At 64.5% G+C, this 21,970-nt stretch carries 22 protein-coding genes; 3 read left to right on the top strand and 19 right to left on the bottom strand.

Annotated elements, in window-relative coordinates:
* Window positions 1-83: 83 nt before the first annotated feature.
* A complete protein-coding gene (locus NLM25_RS14120) occupies window positions 84-998 on the top strand; it encodes a DMT family transporter (RefSeq protein ID WP_254137329.1) in 915 nt (304 codons plus the stop codon).
* Here NLM25_RS14120 and NLM25_RS14115 read toward each other — a convergent pair.
* The 16 genes from NLM25_RS14115 to NLM25_RS14040 all read right to left on the bottom strand — a co-directional run bounded on the left by NLM25_RS14115 (window position 977) and on the right by NLM25_RS14040 (window position 15,092).
* Window positions 977-2,032 (bottom strand): YeeE/YedE family protein, encoded by a 1,056-nt coding sequence (locus NLM25_RS14115; RefSeq protein WP_254137328.1) that lies wholly within the window; start codon window positions 2,030-2,032, stop codon window positions 977-979. The genes NLM25_RS14120 and NLM25_RS14115 overlap by 22 nt on opposite strands.
* Window positions 2,033-2,034: 2 nt before the next feature.
* Window positions 2,035-3,039, bottom strand: a complete 1,005-nt coding sequence (locus NLM25_RS14110; protein WP_254137327.1) for a zinc-binding alcohol dehydrogenase family protein — start codon at window positions 3,037-3,039, stop codon at window positions 2,035-2,037.
* Window positions 3,040-3,090: 51 nt separating this feature from the next.
* On the bottom strand, window positions 3,091-4,422 hold the full coding sequence (gene paaK / locus NLM25_RS14105; protein WP_254137326.1) for a phenylacetate--CoA ligase PaaK: 1,332 nt from the start codon (window positions 4,420-4,422) through the stop codon (window positions 3,091-3,093).
* Between the two features lie 41 nt (window positions 4,423-4,463).
* Window positions 4,464-4,916, bottom strand: a complete 453-nt coding sequence (gene paaI / locus NLM25_RS14100; RefSeq protein ID WP_254137325.1) for a hydroxyphenylacetyl-CoA thioesterase PaaI — start codon at window positions 4,914-4,916, stop codon at window positions 4,464-4,466.
* A gap of 55 nt (window positions 4,917-4,971) precedes the next feature.
* Window positions 4,972-6,054, bottom strand: coding sequence for a 1,2-phenylacetyl-CoA epoxidase subunit PaaE (paaE, locus tag NLM25_RS14095; RefSeq protein WP_254117421.1), 1,083 nt, complete (start codon window positions 6,052-6,054; stop codon window positions 4,972-4,974).
* A 2-nt stretch (window positions 6,055-6,056) separates the two neighbouring features.
* Entirely contained in the window at window positions 6,057-6,560 is a 504-nt protein-coding gene (paaD, locus tag NLM25_RS14090; RefSeq protein ID WP_254137324.1) for a 1,2-phenylacetyl-CoA epoxidase subunit PaaD, read from the bottom strand.
* Window positions 6,554-7,330, bottom strand: coding sequence for a 1,2-phenylacetyl-CoA epoxidase subunit PaaC (gene paaC / locus NLM25_RS14085; RefSeq protein ID WP_254137323.1), 777 nt, complete (start codon window positions 7,328-7,330; stop codon window positions 6,554-6,556). Before paaC ends, paaD begins: the two co-directional genes overlap by 7 nt.
* A gap of 140 nt (window positions 7,331-7,470) precedes the next feature.
* The gene (gene paaB, locus NLM25_RS14080; protein WP_008136594.1) at window positions 7,471-7,758 is read right to left on the bottom strand and encodes a 1,2-phenylacetyl-CoA epoxidase subunit PaaB; all 288 of its coding nucleotides are present in this window, start codon (window positions 7,756-7,758) and stop codon (window positions 7,471-7,473) included.
* Window positions 7,759-7,768: 10 nt separating this feature from the next.
* Entirely contained in the window at window positions 7,769-8,761 is a 993-nt protein-coding gene (gene paaA, locus NLM25_RS14075; protein WP_254137322.1) for a 1,2-phenylacetyl-CoA epoxidase subunit PaaA, read from the bottom strand.
* A 76-nt stretch (window positions 8,762-8,837) separates the two neighbouring features.
* A complete protein-coding gene (gene paaX, locus NLM25_RS14070; RefSeq protein WP_254137321.1) occupies window positions 8,838-9,704 on the bottom strand; it encodes a phenylacetic acid degradation operon negative regulatory protein PaaX in 867 nt (288 codons plus the stop codon).
* A 209-nt stretch (window positions 9,705-9,913) separates the two neighbouring features.
* Window positions 9,914-10,684, bottom strand: coding sequence for an alpha/beta fold hydrolase (locus NLM25_RS14065; protein ID WP_254117414.1), 771 nt, complete (start codon window positions 10,682-10,684; stop codon window positions 9,914-9,916).
* Between the two features lie 189 nt (window positions 10,685-10,873).
* Window positions 10,874-12,160, bottom strand: a complete 1,287-nt coding sequence (locus NLM25_RS14060) for a DUF445 domain-containing protein (protein WP_254137320.1) — start codon at window positions 12,158-12,160, stop codon at window positions 10,874-10,876.
* 200 nt (window positions 12,161-12,360) lie between these two features.
* On the bottom strand, window positions 12,361-12,816 hold the full coding sequence (locus tag NLM25_RS14055; protein ID WP_254117412.1) for a phasin: 456 nt from the start codon (window positions 12,814-12,816) through the stop codon (window positions 12,361-12,363).
* 226 nt (window positions 12,817-13,042) lie between these two features.
* Window positions 13,043-13,636, bottom strand: a complete 594-nt coding sequence (locus NLM25_RS14050; protein ID WP_254117411.1) for a GNAT family N-acetyltransferase — start codon at window positions 13,634-13,636, stop codon at window positions 13,043-13,045.
* Window positions 13,633-14,715, bottom strand: coding sequence for an alpha/beta fold hydrolase (locus NLM25_RS14045; RefSeq protein ID WP_254137319.1), 1,083 nt, complete (start codon window positions 14,713-14,715; stop codon window positions 13,633-13,635). Before NLM25_RS14045 ends, NLM25_RS14050 begins: the two co-directional genes overlap by 4 nt.
* Window positions 14,712-15,092: a hypothetical protein gene (locus tag NLM25_RS14040; protein WP_254137318.1), complete on the bottom strand. Its 381-nt coding sequence runs from the start codon at window positions 15,090-15,092 to the stop codon at window positions 14,712-14,714. Before NLM25_RS14040 ends, NLM25_RS14045 begins: the two co-directional genes overlap by 4 nt.
* Before the next feature lie 169 nt (window positions 15,093-15,261).
* On the opposite strand from NLM25_RS14040, the gene NLM25_RS14035 reads away from it, so the two are divergent.
* Both NLM25_RS14035 and NLM25_RS14030 read left to right on the top strand, forming a co-directional pair.
* The gene (locus tag NLM25_RS14035; protein ID WP_254117405.1) at window positions 15,262-16,176 is read left to right on the top strand and encodes an alpha/beta fold hydrolase; all 915 of its coding nucleotides are present in this window, start codon (window positions 15,262-15,264) and stop codon (window positions 16,174-16,176) included.
* A gap of 128 nt (window positions 16,177-16,304) precedes the next feature.
* Window positions 16,305-16,769: a nuclear transport factor 2 family protein gene (locus NLM25_RS14030; RefSeq protein ID WP_254137317.1), complete on the top strand. Its 465-nt coding sequence runs from the start codon at window positions 16,305-16,307 to the stop codon at window positions 16,767-16,769.
* Between the two features lie 26 nt (window positions 16,770-16,795).
* On the opposite strand, the gene NLM25_RS14025 is transcribed toward NLM25_RS14030, so the two are convergent.
* The 3 genes from NLM25_RS14025 to NLM25_RS14015 form a co-directional block, all read right to left on the bottom strand.
* Window positions 16,796-17,470 carry a spermidine synthase gene (locus NLM25_RS14025; RefSeq protein WP_254137316.1) on the bottom strand — a complete coding sequence of 225 codons (675 nt, stop codon included), beginning with the start codon at window positions 17,468-17,470 and terminating at the stop codon, window positions 16,796-16,798.
* A 128-nt stretch (window positions 17,471-17,598) separates the two neighbouring features.
* Entirely contained in the window at window positions 17,599-20,835 is a 3,237-nt protein-coding gene (locus NLM25_RS14020; protein ID WP_254137315.1) for a bifunctional cytochrome P450/NADPH--P450 reductase, read from the bottom strand.
* 129 nt (window positions 20,836-20,964) lie between these two features.
* Window positions 20,965-21,960, bottom strand: coding sequence for an alpha/beta fold hydrolase (locus NLM25_RS14015; RefSeq protein WP_254137314.1), 996 nt, complete (start codon window positions 21,958-21,960; stop codon window positions 20,965-20,967).
* Window positions 21,961-21,970: the final 10 nt, after the last annotated feature.

Here is a 21,970-nt window from a genome sequence, read left to right as displayed (position 1 = left end):
CCTTATTCCTTTCCTATCTGGCACTTTTTCGGGTGCCAGCCAGGATGCTATCTCGCGTACCGCACTGCTTCAAGGATTCTGCAATGAACTCCCTCTCCCCGCGCGCGGCCATCGGCCTGTTCCTGATCGTCGTGCTGGCCTGGGGCGTGAACTGGTCGGTGACGAAGCAGCTTGTCCAGTTCCTCCCCCCGCTGTGGACGTCAGCGATCCGGAGCTGGATCGCGCTGGCTGCATTGTTCGTGATCCTCGGATCGAGCAAAAATCTGGTGATCCCGGAGCGGCGCGACATTCCGGTCATCCTCAGCGTCGCGCTGCTGCACATGACGATTTTCTCGGTCCTGGTCGCTGCCGGTGTGCGCTTCCTGCCCGCGAGCAAGGCCATCGTGCTCGGCTACACCACGCCGCTCTGGGTCGCGCTTGCCGCCCCCCTCCTTGGCAAGGACACACTGACCGCGCCAAAACTCGCCGGCGCGCTGCTCGGGCTGATCGGCCTTGCCGTGATCCTGAACCCCACCTCGATCGACTGGACCAACAACAACGTCATGCTCGGCGCCGGCATGGTCATCCTGGCCGCGATCTCCTGGGCCGCGAACATCATCTATATCCGCGCGCACCGCTGGATCGCCTCGCCGCTCCAGCTTCTGATCTGGCAGGTACTCGCGGCGACGATCGTGCTGTCGGTCAGCGCGCTCGTGGTCGAGGGCCTGCCGCACGCAGAGTGGTCGTGGCGGCTCGTGCTGCTGTTCCTGTATTCGGGCCTGATCGGAACAGCACTGGCCTATTGGGCGATGTCGATGGTCAACAAGAGTATCTCGGCCTTGACGACGGCACTCGGCACCACCGGAACGCCGCTGGTTGGCATCGCCAGCGCGGCGATCCTGCTGGGCGAGCCGATCGACATGAGTCTTGCGATCGCTGCCGCACTGATCGTCACCGGCATTGGCCTTGCGACACTGGGCGACCGGCTGCTGCGCAGTCAGGCTACTGCGAGCGGCTGAACCCGCAGTGCGCCGCGCAAGCCCGCCGCCGTGCCGAGCAGGATGCCGGCGACCGCGACGAACGAGCCCAGAGCGAGCGTCGACACGCCGGTGAGCCCCTGCCCGATCGAGCAGCCAAATGCCATCACGCCGCCGATCCCCATCAGCGCGGCGCCACCGGCCGAGCGCAGCATGTGGCGCGGCGACGAATAAGCTTCGAGGTGGAAGCGGCCTGTGGCGAGCGCCGTCGCCAGACTGCCCGCAAAGACGCCGGCGACCGTCGCGATGCCGAAATTGAGCGTCAGCCCGGTCGAGAGCATGGCGTATTGCAGCGCGTCCGCGATCGGCGCGACGAAGGTGAGCGACGTCACCGGCACAGGGTTGAAATCATCCGCACCGACATAGCCGGTGACGAACCACCCGCTGGCCACCAGCAGGCCGACAACGATACCGGCTGCAATCTGGCCGGGCGAACGCCGGAACGTCGGGTGCGCGAAAGCAAACAGGATCAGCGCAACGACAATTATGGCAGCGGCCAATATGCGCGCGACCGCTTCACCGGGACCGAGCGTCGCCAACAGTGACGGCAGCGAATTCGCGTTGACGGTCGTCTGAGAGGCCTGAACCAGCGCAATGCGCGCCGGCGCGATCAGGCCCTTGAGCGTCATCTGCGCGGCGATCGCGAGCACGATCACCACCACGAAGGAACGGAGATTGCCGCGGCCGAGCAGCACCAACGCACGCGAGCCACAGCCGTTCGACAGCACCATGCCGTAGCCGAACAGCAGGCCGCCGAGGAACAGCACCGGCACCGAGAAGGTCTGTTGCAGGTAGATCGACTTGCCGAGATCGATCATGCCGTTGCCAGTGAGGAACTGGCTCGCGGCGATCGCGACGGCGATCGCCAGCGCATAGGTCCGCACCAGCCGCCCGTCTCCCTCGGCCAGCCAGCCGCGCATGCTGCTCATCAGGCAGAACCCGCTGAGCAGGCCGACGGTGCCATAGACGAGGCCAATGACCAGGCCGGCCAGGATGACGAGTTGGGTGGACTCCATGGTCACGGTTTCAGGATCACCCGATCGCGCGACGAACCGGCGACGGCGACGTAAGCCTCCTTGGCGCGCTCCAGCGGATAGACGGCATTGGCATTGATCGGGAATGGCTTCAGGTGCCCGCTCGCGAAGCCGGGACCGAGGTCGCGCAGCACCGCGCCGGTTGCAGCCGAGGACAGCCCAAGCGTGTCGATGCCGACATAGGTGTGCTGCCCCCGGTAGAATTCGAGGATGTTGAACTGCACGATGCGATCGATCGCGGCGATCAGGATCTGGCGGCCGCGCAGTGCGAGCGACTTGTGCGCGGCCTGGAAATAGGGATCCCCGACCGTGTTGAACACGATGTCGGCGCCCTTGCCGCCGGTCAATTCGCGCACGCGGGTGGCCACATCGGTTGCGGAGGCGTCGATGACCTCGATGGCCGCGTTGGCATGGCCCTCATAGGCTTCCGCCTTGCGCACCACGCCGATGACGCGCGCGCCCTGCCAGGTCGCGATCTGCACCGCGGCCTGACCGACCTTGCCATTGACGCCGAACACCAGCACGGTTTCACCGGGCTTTGGAATGCCGGCGCGGCGAAAGCCTTCCATCGCGGTGACGAAGGGCACGCCGATGCCGGCGGCCTCCTCCCAGGACACCGTCTTCGGCTTCTCCACCACGGCGTCGGCCTCGACGACGAGATGACTGGCGTGGGTGCCGTCGCGGCGGATTCCGAGATCGCCGGAGGAGCCGAACACTTCGCGCCCCATTGTGCCGGCCGGCCCGTCAATCACCACGCCGGCGTAGTCGCGGCCCGGCGTGCGCGGGAACACGGCATAGGGCATCAGTCCGGTCGCGGCCTTCACGTCGGACGGATTGACAGCCGCCGCCTTCACCTCGATCAACAGATCGTTCGGACCGCGCGCGAGCGCATGGCGTTCGATCACCGGCGCAACCGCGGCAGCGTTCTCGGCCTTGGCATTGAGGCGCACGCATCGCGCTTCGGCGGTTTTGCTATCGGCTGACGACATCGAAAGACCCACGATTTCTCGCGGGCCTTGTCGCCTTTGGGGGCGGCCAAGTCAATCCTTCGGCCGCTTGTCGTAGAGGCGCTTGGCCTTGCCGAGCGAGCGCTCCAGCGTGGCCGGCGCGACCACTTGCACCCTGGAGCTGATGCCGATGGTGTTCTTGATGTGGGTCGAAATCCGATCGGCGTGGTCGACCAGCCCCCGACCGTCCCAGCTTTCGGGCCGCGCCTCGGCGATGATGGTGAGCTCGTCCATGCGGCCTTCGCGGGTCAGCTCCAGGACGAAGTGGCCGCCGCACCAGTCGGTCGCGAGCAGCACCTCCTCGATCTGGGTCGGGAACAGGTTGACCCCGCGCAGGATGATCATGTCGTCCGAACGGCCCGTCACCTTCTCCATCCGCCGCATGCCCGGCCGCGCCGTGCCCGGCAGCAGCCGCGTCAGGTCGCGGGTGCGATAGCGGATCACCGGAAACGCTTCCTTGGTGAGCGAGGTGAAGACCAGTTCGCCCTTCTCCCCATCGGGCAACACCGCGCCGGTCTCGGGGGCGATCACCTCTGGATAAAAATGGTCCTCCCAGATGTGCAGGCCGTCCTTGGTCTCGATGCACTCCTGCGCGACGCCGGGGCCGATCACTTCGGAGAGGCCATAGATGTCGGTCGCGTCCATGTCGAAGGCGTCCTCGATCTCGCCCCGCATCGCATTGGTCCAGGGCTCGGCGCCGAAGATGCCGATCTTGAGCGAGCACTGGCGTGGGTCGAGCTTCTGGCGCTTGAACTCGTCGAGGATCGCCAGCATGTAGCTCGGCGTCACCGTGATGATGTCGGGCCTGAAGTCGTTGATGAGCTGCACCTGACGCTCGGTCATGCCGCCGGAGATCGGCACCACCGTGCAGCCGAGCTTTTCGGCGCCGTAGTGCACCCCAAGCCCGCCGGTGAACAGACCATATCCATAGGCGTTGTGGATGATCATGCCGGTGCGGCCGCCGGCGGCGCGGATCGAGCGCGCCATCACGTCCGACCAGGTGTCGATGTCGCGTTGCGTATAGCCGACCACGATCGGCTTGCCCGTCGTGCCGGAGGACGCATGCACGCGCACAAGTTTTTCGCGCGGCACGGCGAACATGTTGAACGGATAATTGTCGCGGAGGTCCGTCTTCACCGTGAACGGGAATTTCGCGAGATCGGAGAGTTCGCGAAAATCCGACGGATGCACGCCGGCCTTGTCGAAGGCCTTGCGATAATGCGCGACGTTGTCGTAGGCGTGCTTCAGCGACCAGGCCAGCCGCTGGGTCTGCAACGCCATGATCTCGTCGCGCGACGCGCGCTCATGCGCGTCCATCTCGGCGCTATAGGTGCTGCCACCTTCCTTGAGCCTCGTCAGAGCCATCCTCGTTTCCCCACATCATTGGTTTGTTCTTCTTGCTGGTTTTATTGCTGTTCTTCCGCCGGCAGCCACGTGCCGGGAATGACACGTGAATGCCCGCGGAATTCGGCGATGACCGTGTCGCCCACTGTCACGCGCACGTCGTAGATGCCGGAGCGTCCGCCACGGCTGACCTCGCGCGCTTTTGCAACGAGGCGGTCACCGAGCTTGCCCGGCTTGATGAAGGTGATCTGGCCCTGCGCCGCCACGACACGTTCATTGTGCGAATTGCAGGCAAAGGCGAAGGCGGAATCGGCGAGCGTGAAGATGAAGCCGCCATGGGCGATGCGCTGGCCGTTGACCATGTCGGGCCGCACATTCATCGCCAGCGTCGCAAAGCCCGGGCCGATCTCGACGATCTCCATGCCGAGCCCTTTGGAAGCATCGTCCTCCGCCCACATGGCGTCGGCACAGGCGCGGGCAACATCTTCGGGCGACAGGCTGGCTTTGACGTTCACGCGCTTCTCCCGGCCACATGCTTACCCATCATCGTCTGCTGCCTGGCCATGACTGTCAAACGTGATCGTAATCGACCACGACCCGCTCCGACGATGGCTTTGCCTGGCAGGTCAGGACGAAGCCGGCCTTCAACTCCCACGGCTCCAGCGAATAGTTGAGGTCCATCGGCGCCTCCCCCTCGACCAGCTTGGCGCGGCAGGTCGAGCACATGCCGCCCTTGCAGGCGAAGGGCAGATCGACGCCGGCGCGTAGCGCAGCGTCGAGGATCGCCTCGTCCTCGGCAACCGGCACGTCGCGGCGCTTGCCGTCGATGATCAGCGAGGCCATCGCCTTCGGCGGCGCGTCGGGCGCAACGATCTTCTTCGGTCGCGGCTTGCCGCCGAATTCGGAGACAAAGCGCTCCACATGGATGCGCTCCTCCACGATACCGAGATCGCGGCAGGTCGCCTCGATGTCCTCGCTCATTCCTGATGGACCGCAGATGAAGACATGATCGACGCTTCCCGCCGGCACCAGCGAGCGCAGCAGCACCCTCACCTTGTCGCCGTCGAGCCGGCCATGCAGAATCGGGATGTCCTGTTCCTCACCGGAGATGACATGGAAGATCGAAAGGCGGTCGATGAAGCGATCCTTGAGCTCCTCGAGAGCCTCCAGGAACATGATGTTGTCGGTCGCGCGGTTGCCGTAGAACAGGAAGAAGCGGCTGTCCGGCTCGCGCGCGAGGATGCCCTTCACGATCGACAGGATCGGCGTGATGCCGGAGCCTGCGGCAAAGCCGACATGGATGCGTCCGCTGTCCGCCGGCGGGACCGCGCCGAAACGTCCGGTCGGCGTCATGACGTCGAGTTCGTCGCCGCATTTGAGTTCATCCGCGGCCCAGTTCGAAAATGCGCCGCCGTCGATCTTCTTCACGGCAATGCGGATCTCGCCATCGTCGGGGCCGGAGCAGATCGAGTAGGAGCGGCGGACCTCCTCGCCATCCAGCATGGTGCGGAGCGTGAGATACTGGCCGGGCGTGAAACTGTAGTCGCCAGCGAGTTCGCCGGGGACCGCAAAGGTCATCGAGACGGCGTCCGACGCCTCGCGGCGGAGGTCGTTGACGGTCAGGCGGTGGAAGCGCGGTGCGGCTGCTGACATGATCAATGACACTTGAAATAATCGAAGGGTTCGCGGCAGGCCTTGCAGCGCCAGAGCGCCTTGCAGGAGGTCGAGCCGAATTCAGACAGGAGCTCGGTATTGCCGGAGCCGCATTGCGGGCACGCGACGGCCTGGTCGCCGAACAGCGCGCGGCGCGAGTTCGAGGCTTGCGGCGGTGCGATGCCGTAGGCGCTCAGCTTGCGGCGGCCCTCCTCGCTCATCCACTCCGTCGTCCAGGCCGGCGACAGCACGGTTCGGACCTTGGGACGGCGGAAGCCGGCGCGTTCCAACGCAACCTCGATTTCGAACGCGATCATGTTCATGGCCGGGCAGCCCGAATAGGTCGGCGTGATCGCGACCTCGACCTGATCGCCGTCGACAACGACATCGCGGAGCACGCCGAGATCGGCAATGGTCAGCACCGGGATTTCCGGATCGACCACGCTCGCCGCGGCATCCCACGCGCGCCGGCGCAGCTCGTTGTCGCGTTCGAGCACCGTCACCATGTCAGCCCCGGGAAGGTGCGTTGCATCGATTGCAGCTCGGACAGGAGGTGGCCGAGATGCTCGCTGTGGCGGCCTGCACGGCCGCCCTGCTGCATCCAGTCGTTCTGTGGCAGCGTGAGTGTTGCTTCACCGGCCACATCGGAGAGCGTCGTCAGCCAGCGGCCACGCAAGGTGCCGGGATCGATGGCGATACCTGCGTGGATCAGGGCGCGCTCGCCGTCGTCGACGGCAAACATCTCGCCGGTGAAGGCCCAGAGGTGATCGATCGCGACTTGCGCACGGGCGTGACTCTCGTCCGTGCCGTCGCCGAGCCGGATGATCCATTCCGAGGCATGACGCAGATGATAGGCGCTCTCCTTCTCCGACTTGGCGGCAATCGCCGCAAGCGTCGGATCATGCGAGGCCGTCATCGGCCGCCAATACAGGTCGGCGAAGGCGGAATAGAAGAACTGCCGCACCAGGGTCCGGGCGAAGTCGCCGTTGGGCTGCTCGACCAGCAGCAGATTGCGGTACTGCCGGACGTCCCGCAGGTAAGCGAGCTTGTCCTCGTCGTTATCCTTGCCTTCAGCCTTGGCGGCATAGCTGTAGAGCTCGCGGGCCTGGCCGATGAGGTCGAGCGCGATGTTGGACAGCGCCATGTCCTCTTCCATCATCGGCGCATGTCCGCACCATTCCGACAGCCGATGGCCGAGGATCAGCGCATCGTCGGCGCGGCGCAGCGCGTAGAGCACCAGCGGCGTTTCGGCGACCTCAATGTTGGCGACGGGCATCTGTCCTATCCATCTTGCCACTTGTTCCGACCTCATCCTGAGGAGGCGCGAAGCGCCGTCTCGAAGGATGGCCGCAGGTTTACCGCCCTTCATGGTTCGAGACGCCGCTTCGCGGCTCCTCACCATGAGGGGAGAGAGCGTTACATATGCCCCACTTCCTCGGGCACCTCATAGAAGGTCGGATGCCGGTAGATCTTCGATTCCGCCGGCTCGAACATCATGCCCTTCTCAGCGGGATCGCTCGCGGTGATCGCGGTGGACGGCACGACCCAGATCGAGAGGCCCTCACCGCGGCGAGTGTAGATGTCGCGGGCGGCCTGCAGGGCCATGGTGGCGTCGCTCGCATGCAGCGAGCCGACATGCTTGTGCGCGAGCCCGTTGCGGCTGCGAATGAAGACTTCCCACAGCGGCGTGTTCGGCGTGGCCATCATGATCTCCCTATTCCGCGGCCTGTGCGGTCTGGCGCTGCGCGCGCTTCGCGGCATAGCTGGCTGCCGCCTCGCGCACCCAGGCGCCCTCGTCATGCGCCTTGCGGCGCGCGGCGAGCCGATCGCGGTTACACGGACCGTTGCCGGCGAGCACTTGCTTGAACTCGGTCCAGTCGATCTCGCTGTAGCGCCAGTGTCCGTCCGCATCCTGGGTCATGCCAGGATCGGGAATGGTGAGGCCGAGATATTGCGCCTGCGGCACGGTCGCATCGACGAATTTCTGGCGCAGCTCGTCGTTGGAGAAGCGCTTGATCTTCCACTTCGTCGAGGTGTCGCTGTGCTGGCTCGTCGCATCCGGCGGGCCGAACATCATCAGCACCGGCCACCACCAGCGGTTCAGCGCGTCCTGCGCCATCGCCTTCTGCTCATCGGAGCCGCGACACAGCGTCAGCATGATCTCGTAGCCCTGGCGCTGATGGAAGGACTCCTCCTTGCAGACGCGGATCATCGCGCGCGCATACGGGCCGTAGGAACAACGGCACAGCGGAATCTGGTTCATGATCGCGGCGCCGTCGACCAGCCAGCCGATGGTGCCGATGTCCGCCCAGGTCAGCGTCGGGTAGTTGAAGATCGAGGAATATTTGGCTTTGCCGGCGAGCATGGCGTCGACCAGCTCTTCACGCGAGGTACCGAGCGTCTCGGCGGCGGCATAGAGATAGAGCCCGTGGCCGCACTCGTCCTGCACCTTGGCGAGCAGCGCGGCCTTGCGGCGCAGCGTCGGCGCGCGCGTGATCCAGTTGCCTTCGGGCAGCATGCCGACGATTTCGGAATGGGCGTGCTGGGAGATCTGGCGGGTGAGCGTCTTGCGATAGGCCGCCGGCATCCAGTCGTTCGGCTCGATGCGCTCCTCGGCATCGATGCGCGCCTGGAACTGCGCGGCCCTGGTCGCGTCCTCAAGGCCGCGGTCATCGGTCTCGGCCGTGTTCAGCGCCTGGGTGTACATGCGCGTCCTCCCGTTTTATTGGGAGGCAATATATAACAAAAATTACGTCATGCAAGATATTTCTGTAACATATAGATCAGGCCTCAAATCTCCTTTCCAGAAGCTTCCGGGCCGGCGGCAGCGCGCCTTTCTCATTGGTTCCATGGCTATCAAGCCATTGTTCGGATGGGGCAAGCAGCGCGCGATAGATCTCGCCGCAGAGCTCGCGAGCCGCCCTGCCCGGCCAGTCCGCGGGCAGCAGGCCTTCGGGCAGCAGTGGATCGCGCAGGACGACGCGACGATAATGGTGGATCAGGAGAATGCGCGCGGTGAAGGCGTCGGCGTCGGACAGATCCGTACCGCGGTCGATTGCGGCGCGAAGCGGCTCGAAGGTCTTCATGAATTTCAGATAGGCATCCGCAGTGCGCTTCAGCGGCCAGCTCGCGCTGAGCAGGCGGCGACCACTGTCATCCTCGGCCGAGACTTCGAGACGGATGGCAGCTGCGGCCTCGTCCGGCACCGGCACGCCTGATGGCGCGACCCAGACGCCCGGCAGCGGACTGCCGAAGCCAGCATTGCGGAGCGCCTCGCGCGCGGCGTCGCGATCTTCACCATTGCCGATCAGGAGCAGTTCGAAGCGCCCGGTCCAATCGGATGGCGGCGGATCGTAGATGTGCCGCGTGGCAGCTTCAAATGTCTGGCTACCCTTGTCGGCCAGCCGATAGAAACTGTTGCGGCCGACCTTTTCGCGTGTCAGCCAGCCATCGGCGGCGAGCCGCGACATCGCGGTACGCACCACGCCGCTGTCGATGTCCAGGCTATCGAAGAATTCCAGCAGCGTGCCGAGCCACACCGAGCCGCCACGCGGCACGATGGCATCGCCGAACACGGTGATGACGATGGAGCCGGTGCGGGACGGCTCGCGCTTGAGCTGATCGATGATGCGGGAGAGCGGGTGCGCCATGCCCGAGGCATAGCGCGTTTGGTGCGGGCGCGACAATGGACGGGAGCGACAATGCCTTTCCTCCTTCTCCCCGCTTGCGGGGAGAAGGTCGGGATGAGGGGGGAGTCTCCGCAAGGTCGGTGAGAATTGGACTCGCGGAGAGTCCCCCTCACCCGAATTTGCTATCGCAGATTTCGGCCTCTCCCCGCACGCGGGGAGAGGCGAAGAAACTACCTGTGCGGATCGGGATAGACCATGCTGCGCCAGCCGCTGCGGTCGAACGGCCGCCACTGGCCTTCCTTCTGCGCGAGGCGGTCGGCGACCGCATAGACCGCTGCGGGATGATGACCCATGCCGCAATGGCTGCTCTCGATTTCGATGCTCTCGGTCTCGGCGCCCGACTTCTCCATACAGCCCTGCCAGGCGCAAACGCCATCCGTGCGGCTGAAGATGGCGGTGGTCGGCACCGGCGGCGCGACCGCAAGTTCGCCTCCGAACTCGGGATCGACCTCGTCGGACTTCCGCCCGCTCGCCCACTCATACACGCGCCAGGCATTGGTCGAACGGGGATCGCCCGCGAAGGGGCTGCCGAGCGTGATCACCTGGCGCACGCGCTCGGGCATCATCTTGGCGAGCTGGCGCGCATAAAGGCCGCCGAGGCTCCAGCCGACCAGGCTGATCTTGCGGCCATGCGTGTCGCTGAGCTCATGGACCAGGTCGACCATCGCATGCTGGACGCCGTCGCGCAGGCCGTAGTTGCGGCCCTGGCGCCAGCCGCTCACCGCGTAGCCCTTGCTGGTCAGAAACGTGCGCAGCGCGCGGGTGGACGCGTCGGAGGCCACGAGGCCCGGCAACACCAGCACCGGATGCCCGTCGCCACGCGGCGCGAGGCTCAGCAGCGGCAGCGCGCCGAGGAATGCGCCGAACTCGTGGATCGCGCGCCCTTCCAGGAACATCAGAGTACGGGACGGCGGACGCAGCGTCTGGGCAGTAGCGGTCATCAATGGGTCCCCTGGAGAAGGCGCCGGCAGCGATGCCGGCAGATGGGCATGAATTCCAATACGCCGGCTTCTTGAATGTTCCGCAGCGCAACATGAATCAGCGAGGCGGCCGGTTCCCGACATTCAAGCGGGCGAAACGCGAGGCGACAATAGGCCCGCGGGTGAATGCCAGCGTCCGTGACGCAAAAGTCACAACAATCGAAGCAGGAATTCTACGGAGTAGAGCGCGAGACCTGCGAGCCCGCCGATCAGCGAACCGTTGAAGCGGATGTATTGCAAGTCACGGCCGATGTTGATTTCGATCAGCGAAATCAGCTGCGCCATGTCCCACGCCTTGACCTGGTCGGAGATGAAAGTAGAGACGCCGCTCTTCTGGTCCGCGACGAAGCTGCGCAGCACCGCCACCAGGCCCTTGTTGATCTCGCCGCGCAATTCGGCATCGCCGGCGAGCGCTTCTCCCGCGGCGACGAACATGCCGGCGAGATGATGCTGAAGCACCTGCGTCTCGCCGCTCGCGCTACGCTCGATGAAGGAGCGCGTGTTGGCCCAGACCGTGCGGGCGAGATCGGCGAGCTCGGGCCGGGCGAGCAGATCGCGCTTCAATCCGTCGATACGGTCGATATAGGCCTGGTCGGTACCGAGCCGGTCGACGAAACTCAGCACCATGCGGTCGAACTCGCCGCGGAACGGATGTTTGGGATCGCTGCGCACTTCATTGAAGAAGGCGGTGGCGGACGACACGATCTTGTTCACCAGAAACTTGTCGGCGCGATAGAGCCTGAGCAGGGTCGGCAACTCCGCGCGCACCTTCTCGCGGATCATCGCCATCGTCTCCTTCTGGTTCAGCGTCTCGTGCATCACGCGCAGGAGATCGTCGAACAGGATCTGGTGCCGCCCCTCCGCCACGAAGCCGCGCAGCGTGCCGGCGGCGAGCGGAGCAAGGTCGATCGCCTGAAGCTGCGAGGACATGCGGCGAATGATGAAGGTCATCAGACCCGAGCTTTCCGTCGCGGAGACGGCCTCCGGCAGAAGGCGCAGCGCAAAGCGCGCCAGATCATCGCTGCGCTTGCGGTCGCGCAGCCAGTCGGCGACGAAAGAGCCGAAATCGATCTCCTTCAGCTTGGCCTCCACCGGGCCGGCCTCGAGGAAATGCACCTGGATGAACTCGCCGAGCTTGTCGGCGATGCGGGCCTGATTGCTCTGGATGATCGCGGTGTGCGGGATCGGCAGGCCGAGCGGCCGCTTGAACAGCGCGACCACCGCGTACCAGTCGGCCAGCCCTCCGATGGTCGCAGCTTCCGCGAAGGCCGCGACGAAGCCGAACACGGGATGCACGGGCACAAGCCATTTCGCCACGACGAACAGGACAAGCGTCGCGACCAGCACCAGCGTCGCCAGCGCCTTGACGCGGCGCAGCTCAGCCGCGCGTTCGGTATCGCCGGGAGTGTCGACGGAGAAGGTGGCGGGGGGAGTCATCACTCGATCACAGTACCCGTCATTGCGAGCGAAGCGAAGCAATCCAGTCTGTCTCCGCGGAAAGACTCTGGATTGTTTCGCGGAGCCTGTCATCGGGCCGCGCTTCGCGCGGACCCGGTGGCTCGCAATGACGGCAGTGCAAAAACAAAGGCCCGCCGAAGCGGGCCTCAAATTTCAGTTTGTCGTCGCAGGACGCCAGATCAGGCGGTCTTGTTGTAGACCTTGGCGAAGTTGTCCTGAGCGGACTTCGCGCCGTTGGCGGCGAGCTTGCCGAAATAGTCGGCGGTCGCCTTGGCGCGCGAGACGAACACTTCACCGCGGGCGCGGAGCAGGCTCGACTGGATCTCGACGGCTTCGCTGACCGACTTGGCGGAGGCAAGCTTGTCGATGCCCGAGAAGAACGCCTCGGCGTCCTCGTAGATCGCCTGCTGGATGTTGCGGCTGATCTTGCCGGCCTCGGTGACGGACTCGGTCACCGCGTTCTCGACGGCGGCGGTCACGCGCTCGGAGCCAGCGAACACCTCGGCAGCACGGTCCTTGGCGGTGTTGGCAGACTTCTTGACGAACTCGCGGGCGGCCTCGGGAACTTCCAGGTTCTGGATGTTCTTGAAAGCGTCCTTGAAGCCCTCGAAAGCGGTGTTGGTTTCAGTGGTCATGGGGTTCTCTCCATCCTCATTGGTTTGAGCTATGGGCTCACCCCGTCCTCATTGGCCCGGGGCACGGCTTATATGGCATAGTTAATTGTGCGATGCAATATTCGTATTGCACTGCGATATCACGAAATCGTGAACAGCCTTAACCGAAGGCAACATGGTGCCTCCCTGGTCAGGAAGGGTCCTGGCCGCAGCTCGGGGCGGCGGCTCTAGTGCTGGGTGGCGCTTTCTAGTGCTGGACGGCGCCTGGCAAGCCGTAAGCCTCCATCTGCGCCTGGACCTGCGCGACGTTGTGGCCGAGCACGACGATGTCGTGGGTCTTGCCGTCGACATCCCGGACATGGTCCCGCAGCAGCGCCTCGGCCTTGAAGCCGAGGCTCTCGAACAGGGCAATCGCCGCCTGCTGATCCACCGTCATCTGGACCGAGAGCTTTTCCAGGCCGGCACCAAGCGCGAGCGCGAAGGTCTCCTGAGACAGCGCCCGCCCTACCCCCTTTCCGCGCACGTCGACCGAGACCACCATGCGGATCTCGCCGACATGGGGCGACCAGGAATGCGGATCGCGCACCAGCGTGCCGCAGCCGACGACCGTGCCGCCTCTGACCGCGAGCAGGCTCGTGATCGCGCCACGCTCGATCTCCTTGACCCAGGCCGACAGCACCTTCGGCTCGCTGATATTGCGCGGCAGGAACAACAGATCGTGGGTCGGCAGGCCCTTGCCGAAGGCAAGCACCGCGGCTTCGTCCGCGGGCGACATCAGGCGGATCTCAATATCGCCGGCATCGGTCTTGACGTGACGCGGATAGGAACGCTGCTCGCTCATGTCGATCTCTTCCCCAGCCAGGAGTCCAGTTTCGGCCACAGCCGTTTCACAGCGTTGGCACCGGCGACGAGCGAGACGTGACCGCCCTTCAGCATCACCTCTTCCTTGTCGTCGGATCCGATCTTCGCGATCAGATATTTCGCGGCGTCATACGGCACGATGTGATCGTGCTCGGCGACCGCATGCAGGATAGGCACCTTGATGTTTTCGAGCTTCGCCGCGCGGCCACCCACCGACATGTTGTCGTTGAACAGCTTGTTGTCCCACATCAGGTCCTTGGTGATGGCGCGGAAATACTCGCCCGCAAGGGGCAGCGTGTCAGTCGCCCAGCGGTCAAACATGCGGTACGACTTCACGAACTCGTCGTTCCAGATGTTTTCCCAAAGCTGGATCTGGCTCACCGTGCGCGAAGCCGGGCGAAGCATCTCGAACGACGACAAGATCATCTCCGGCGGCACGTTGCCGACGCTGTCGACGAGACGGTCGACGTCGAAATAGCGGCGGTCGGAGAAATTCGAGAACAGCTTCATCTCGCGGAAGTCGATCGGCGTGGTGAAGCAGATCAAATTCTTCATCGGCCCGTCCTTGAAGATCGAGCCGTAGAGCAACGACAGGACGCCCCCGAAGCAATAGCCGATCACGGAGACGTCCTGCTCGCCGGAATCCTGCTGTACGCGTCGGACGCAGTCCGGGATGAAGTCGAGGACATAGTCCTCCATGCGCAGGCTCTTCTCCTCCGGCCGCGGCGCGCTCCAGTCCAGCATGTAGACGTCGTAACCGCGCTTGAGCAGGAATTCGATGAAGCTCTGGCCAGGCACGAGATCGAGGATGTAGCCGCGATTGGTGGTCGCCATCACGATCAAGACCGGCACGCGGTAGATCTCGTCCGACATCGGCCGGTAGTGATAAAGGCTCATGGTGCCGCGCGAATGCAGCACATCCTTCGGCGTCGAGCCGAGCGAAGGGCCCGACGTCGAGAAATATTCGACGCCCTTGATGCTGCGCTGGATGGCGCGCTGCACCTCGGACTGGATGCGATCCGGGATCGATGCGAAATCTAGTGCGGGGGCAGCATTCATGTCTGCTCTCCCTCGGACGGCGGGCGCTTGGTGCGCGGCGGTCGCAATGCCGTATCGAAGCCCTGAGATACGCCGGAACCTGCCGCCATCTGGCTCAGCATCCACTTGATCTCACCGATCTGGCCTTCGATGGCTTGCAACCGCTCGGCAAGGCCGGTGACCTGCTCGCGGCTCGGCAGGTTCATGGAGACCAGATATTTTTCCATGAGCTCACCGAGCTGCTTCTGAGCACCTGCAGCAACGCCGCCGGCCCGATTCATGGCCTGTGAAAACTCGGGTGACGACATGGCCTGATTGGCGAAGGAGTTGAACCCCTTTTCCATCTCGCCAACCATCTTCTGCCACATGGCGACGGGGTCGTTGATCTTGTCGGTCATCGGCTTCCTCCTGGTATCGAGAGCTGCGATGCCCTTCTTTTTTTGCCATACCACACCGTTGCAAGGTGCCGGTCAACCGGCAAGCGGCGGCTCGATGTCGCGCACACGACTTTCATTGCGGCGGGAAACCGTGCGATACAGCATTGACCAGCAGAGAGGGAACGCATCCGTGACCGCCCATCAGCCGCCCCAGACCATCCGCGCCAATGGCATCGACATCTGCTACGAGATCTTCGGCAACGACAATGCAGAGCCGCTGCTGCTGATCATGGGGCTCGGGGCGCAGATGATCCATTGGGACGATGCGTTCTGCGAGCAGCTCGCCGTGCACGGTTTTCGCGTGATCCGCTTCGACAATCGCGACATCGGCAAGTCGAGCCATCTGACGGGCGGCAAGCGGCTGACGCCGCTCGAGCTCTTGAAGCTGCGCTTCCTCAAAATTCCCGTGGCCGCAACCTACAAGCTGATCGACATGGCAAAGGACACGGTCGGCCTGATGGATGCGCTTGGCATCAAGTCGGCGCATCTGGTGGGGGCTTCCATGGGCGGCATGATCGCGCAGGAGGTGACGCTGTCGTTTCCCGAGCGCGTGCGCTCGCTCACCTCGATCATGTCGACGACAGGCAATCCGCGCGTGCCGCCGCCGACACGCGAGGCCTCTGCCATGCTGATGGCGCCGCCGCCGCAGAGCAAGGAGGAGTTCATGGTCCGCTTCGGCCAGACCTGGAAGGTGCTGCGCGCCGGCTCCTTTCCGGAAGAGGAAGCGCTCGATCCTGATCGTGCCGAGCGCGTGTTCGCGCGCGGGCTCAATCCGGCCGGCGTCGGCCGACAGCTCCGCGCCGTGCTCGCCTCCGGCAGCCGCAAGGAACGGCTGCGCGGCGTGAGGACGCCGACGCTGGTGATCCACGGCACCGTCGATCCCCTGGTCCGTCCCGAGGGCGGCAAGGACACGGCAGACTCAATTCCGGGCGCGAAGCTGTTGATGATCGACGGCATGGGCCATGCCCTGCCGATGCGCTTCTGGCCGGAGATCATCGGCGCCATCGACAAGCACGCGCATGGCGCGGCGGCGCAGGCGGCGTAAGCCGGCGCGTCCGGTCTCCCGACGGTAACCATGTGAGCTGCCGGTTACTCTCTTAACGCAAGCCGGCACGAAAGCTATACAGGCCTCCCTCAATCGCAAGACAGGGGCTACGGCCTCTCGGAGCTCACATGCATCTCATCGTCCGCTCGGCCGCAATGGTCGTCGCTTCAGCTCTCATGCTGTCCCTCGCAAGCGCCGCCGCGATTGCCGCCAGCGCGCAAGAAGAAGCCAATCGCAAAACCGTGCTTGCCTTCTACGAGAAGGGGCTCAATCAGAAGGACGCCGATGCGGCCCTCGCCTATGTCGGCGACCGCTACGTCCAGCACAATCCCAATGCGGCCGACGGTCCGGAAGGCTTCCGGAAGTTCATCGGCTTCCTGCGCGAGAAGTTTCCGAACTCGCACAGCGACATCAAGCGCAGCTTCGTGGATGGCGACTACGTCATCCTGCACGTTCACGCGGTTCGCGAGCCCGGCACGAGAGGCAACGCGATCGTCGACATCTTCAAGCTGGAGAACGGCAAGATCGTCGAGCACTGGGACGCCGTTCAGCCCATCCCCGAAAATCCCGCGAACAACAACACGATGTTCTGACGGATAGAACCGGCGGTGCAAGCGGCCTAGTTCTTCCTCGCCATCCAGATCACATGGCGCGCGCCACCGCCTCTTCCGGTGGCGCGAACGTTGACTTCGTTGACATCGAAGCCGGCGCTGCCGAGGCGCTTGGTGAAGGCGGGGTTGGGTCCGGACGACCAGACCGCGAGCACGCCGCCCGGACGCAGCGCCACCTTCGCGGACTTCAATCCGCTCGCATTGTAGAGTGCGTCATTGCCCTTCCGGGTCAGCCCCTCCGGCCCGTTGTCGACGTCGAGGAGAATGGCGTCGAAGGCCGACCGTTGCGTCCGGATGATTTCGCCAACATCGGTCTCCCGGATGCTCACCCTGGGATCGTCGAGGCTGTCGCCGAAGACCTCCGCCATCGGGCCGCGCGCCCAGCTGACCACCGCCGGCACGAGCTCGGAGACCACGATCTTCGCCTTGCTCCCGAGCACCGCGAGCGCCGCACGCAACGTAAAGCCCATGCCGAGGCCGCCGATGAGAACGACGGGCTTTGCGACCTTCTCGATCTGCTTGGCCGCGAGCGTCGCGAGTGCGGCCTCGGAGCCCGACAGGCGGTTGTTCATCAGCTCGTTGGTGCCGAGCTTGATGGAGAACTCCTTGCCTCGCCGCATCAGGCGGAGTTCCTCGTCGGAGCCGGGGATCTTGGCGGTATCGATCTTTTCCCAGGGAATCATGCGTGACGTTTAGCACGATCGCAATTCGTAGGGTGGGTTAGCCGAAGGCCTAACCCACCTCTTTACTTTCCGCGTGGACACAAGTGGTGGGTTACGCTTCGCTAGCTAACCCACCCTACCATCTCGCTTTATCCACCCGCCCAGACGTCCAGCACATAGCGGTTGTTCGTGCCCATCTCCTCGATCCAGCGCGCAGCTGTGGCTGCATCGCTGCCGCTCTTCTCGCGATGGATCGCGACGAGCGCGGCCTTCACGTCGGGCTCCATCTTGCCGCCGTCGCCGCAGACATAGATGATCGCGCCCTGCTCGATCAGCTGCCAGACCCTGTCCTTCTGCGCGGCAAGCAGGTGCTGCACATAGGTTTTCGGTCCGTCCGCACGCGAGAACGCGGTGAAAAGCTCGGTGATGCCGCTCGCCGCCAGCCCCTTCAGCTCGTCGGCGTAGAGAAAATCCTGGTCGGGATGGCGGCAGCCGAAGAACAACATGGCCGGACCGAGAGCGGCGCCCTTCGCCTTGCGCGCGGCGCGCTCCTGGAGGAAGCCGCGGAATGGTGCAAGTCCGGTGCCCGGGCCGATCATGATGATCGGCACGGAGGACTCATCCGGGAGCCGGAAGCCGGCCTTGGTCTCGCGCACGGTGGCGTAGATCGCATCGCCCGCGCGCCGGTTGGCGAGATAGTTAGAGCAGATGCCCTTGTAGGTGCCGCGGCCGGAAGCGGCCGGCCCCTCGACCACGCCGACGGTGACGCTGCAACGCGCCGGATCGACCGACGGCGAGGATGAGATCGAATAATAACGCGGCGCCAGCAGCGAGAGCATCTCCAGATAGACGTGGAACGGCAATTCGCAGGCCGGGTGTTCGAGCAGCATGTCGAACACCGATTTTCGCCTGGCCAGGATCTCGGTGCGGTAACGCTCGAGCGGCTCGGCCTCCTCGCCGACGAAAGCGAGCAGCTTCGGTTTGGTGACGGGGCAGCGGGTGTGCTCGGCCATGATCTGGATCTGCTTGCGCGTCGCCACTTGCTGCAGCTCGACGAATTCGCTCAGCAGGCGGCCGACCGACACGGCGGCGCCGACCGGCAATTGCGCGCGGCGGCCCTCGGTGACCTGAAGCTTGATCTGGTCGGCCGGCAGGAAGCCGAAACGGCGGGCAACCGAATCCACCAGCGTCGGGTCGTTGCGCGGGACCACACTCAGATGATCGCCAACGCGGTACGTGATGTTGGACGGCAGCTGCACCTCGATGTGACGCGTCGAACGCTCCGACGGATTGGAACCGGTCTTGTTCTGGAGTTCGTCGTTCACCAGAACCTTCATCGCGACAGCGCCGCCCTGGGCGACGATGGTGTTGACGGCGGTTACCGCCACCGGCTCGATCGCGTAGAGCGGGTCGTCCTCAGCCGTGCGGGTGAAATTCCAGTCGATGCCGAATTCCTTGGTCGCGACCTGGGCGGCCGCCGGGAACCACTTCTGGAACTGGCCGTCGAGATCGCTGCGCGCATCGCCCTCCCCGCGCGGAAAAACCGCGCGTGCACCATGCGCCGACAATTGCTCGTCGATGAAGCGCGGCACCGATTGATAGGTCGCGGCCCAGTCGCTGTTGCCGCAGCCGAACACGGCGTAGCGCACATTGGCAAAGGCATTCTTCGGCAAGTCGTCGCCGAGCCATTTGACGAACTGCGTCGCATTGTCGGGCGGCGCCCCGTTATAGGAGGCGCAGATGATCAGCACGCCACCCTCCTGCGGCAGCTTGCCGACGTAATCGTCGAGCGGCCCGAGATGCACGGCAAAGCCGTTGATCTCGGCGAGATCGGCCATGCGCGTCGCGAGCTCCTCGGCGGTGCCGAGATTGGAGCCGTAGAGCACCAGCATCGGCGTGTTGTGGCCGGGCCGCGCCGTCGGCTGGCGCGGTGCCCTTGGTGCCGAAACCGCGGCCGCGATGGGTCCGCCATAGGCCCCGCGCTCGCGATCGGCGCGCGGACGCACCTTGATCTTGAAGCCTTCCGGCTTCATCGTCAGCGTTTCCTTCAGATGCATCTGGTAGCGCTGGTGGTCGATCAGCTTGAACCGCTGCAGGATCATGCCGAGCGCGAGCGCAGCCTCGTGCATGGCGAAACCGCGGCCGATGCAGGCGCGCTGGCCGTTGCCGAACGGCTTCCAGGCATTGATCGGCCGTTTTGCCTCAGCCTCGCGGCTGAAATTCTCGGGATCGAAGGCATCCGGATTCGGCCCCCAGACCGAGGGATCGCGATGCAGCGCGGTCACGAGGATGGTGGTGAAGGTGCCCCTCCGGAGCCTGTACTTGCCGCCGCCGATGGTCTCGTCGTTCAGCGGCGAGATGCCGTAGGCGGGTGCCGGCGGCCACAGCCGCAGCGCCTCTTTCAGGATCTGCGTGATGTAGGTGAGCTGCGTGACCTGCTGGTAGGTCGGCTTTGCGTTGACGTCAGGGCCGAAGACGCGGTCGACCTCGTCATAGGCCTTCTTGAGAATGTCCGGGTGCTTGAGCAACGCATAGAGCGTGTAGGACAGCAGGCCGCTGGTGGTCTCGTGGCCCGCGATCAGGAAGGTGTTGATCTGGTAGCGGATGTTGACATCGTCGAGCTGCTCGCCGGTCGAGCGGTCGACGCCGGTCATCATCGCGGCGAGCATGTCCTTCTTGTCGTCGATCCCTTCCGCGCTCTTGCGGCGCTCGGCGATGATCTCGTCGACCATCTTGTTCATGAAGGCGACGTCTTCGGCCAGCGTCTTGCGCCGCTTCTGCATCCAAAACTGCTCGAGCGGCAGACCGCGCGTCATCATGATGGTTTCGAGCGAGCGCACCAGCGACTCGACGAAGGGATGGTAGTCGCGCCGGTAGAAGGAATTGAAGCGGTACTCGAAGCCGCACAGGCCGATCGTGTCCAGCGTCAAGGCCGTCATGTCGTGGACGACGTCGATCTCGTCGTCGGCGTTGAGCCGCTCCCATTTGTTGACGAGCTGCTCGGCGATATCGACCATGCTCGGGTGATAGGACTGCATGGCGCGGTTGCCGAACGGCTGGAGCAGGATGTTGTGCGCCTTGCTCCAGTTCGGCTCCCTGGTGTCCGCCGTGAACAGCCCGTCGCCGCCGACCGCGCGCACGCGCCGCAACGCGCCGCGCACCGTCTTGTCGAAACGCTTCTCGTCGGAGAGCTCGTCGACCAGATCGTGGCCGGAGACGACGACGATCGGCGAGCCCATCATGTCGAGCCAGAAGATCGGGCCCAGCTCCTTGGCAAGCCGCGTCAGGTGCTGCACCGGCGCGGCCGAGTCCAGCGACAGCATGTTGCCGACCACCGGCTTGGTCGGCGGATGCGGGATCGGGTCCAGTCGGTTCTTGGATGACATTGACGTGCGTTTCCCCCTGACCGCGTCATTCCGGGGCAATGCGCAGCATTGAACCCGGAATCTCGAGATTCCGGGCTCGCCCTTCGGGCGCCCCGGAATGACGTCTCATTTACATCGACGACTGCGTCGTCACCCAAACCGCTTTCTACGCCATTCGATCAGCTTGGCGCTGACCTCTTCCGGCTTCTCCTGCTGCGTCCAATGGCCGCTGTCGCGGACCAGATATTTTTCGAGATCTGGAATCAGCTTGTCCATGCCATCGGCGGAAGAAGGCGGCAACACCGCGTCGTTCTCGGCCATGATCATCAGCGACGGCACGCGTACCGTATGATCGAGTCCTTCGGCGCGCGTCCAGTTGCGCGACATGTTGCGATACCAGTTGATGCCGCCGGTAAAGCCGGTCCGGGTGAAGTTGTCGACGAACACCTTCTTCTCTTCCGGCGACAGGATCGGCGTGCGCGGATCGTGCTTCGCGTCATAGGCCGCGATCATTTGCGGAAACGCCAGATTGACCCGCGGCGACGCGCCGACGCCGGCAACCACTTCCTCTGCCGGCGCGTCGGGCGGGCGCGGCGCCGGCTTGCGCATGAAGGCATCGAAGGTTTGCTCGACACGATCGCCAAATATCCTGTCGGGCTCGCGCGCGGGATCCTGGAATTGCACGATGTACATCTTGTCCCCGAAACGCGTGCGCAGGAGCTCGATCGGATCGGCCCAGGCCCGGTTGGTATGAGGCGTGTTGATGCCGACCACCCCCGCGACCCGCTCGAGGTGCCGCAACGGCATCTGCCAGACGATGAAACCGCCCCAGTCGTGACCGACGAAGATCGCCTTGTCGATATTCAGATGATCGAGGAGCCCGACGAGGTCGCCGGTCAGGTGCTCGATGTCGTAGGCCTCGACCGGCTCGGGCCGGTCGGTTGCACCGTAGCCACGCTGGTCCGGCGCGATCACCCGGATGCCGGCCTCGCTCAGCGCCTTGATCTGGTGACGCCAGGAGAAGGCGAGCTCGGGCCAGCCGTGGCACAGCACCACCGGCGGCTTGTCGCTGACCGGGCCCGCCTCGTAGTAGCCCATGCGGATTCCGTTCGTCTGCACGAACTTGAGCGGTGGCATTTCAATCATCGCAATATTC

The organism is Bradyrhizobium sp. CCGB01 (assembly GCF_024199795.1).
In the GTDB taxonomy this organism is placed as follows: Bacteria; Pseudomonadota; Alphaproteobacteria; order Rhizobiales; family Xanthobacteraceae; genus Bradyrhizobium.
Note: the sequence above shows the minus strand (reverse complement) of the source record. Positions and strands in the feature narration are given on the sequence as shown.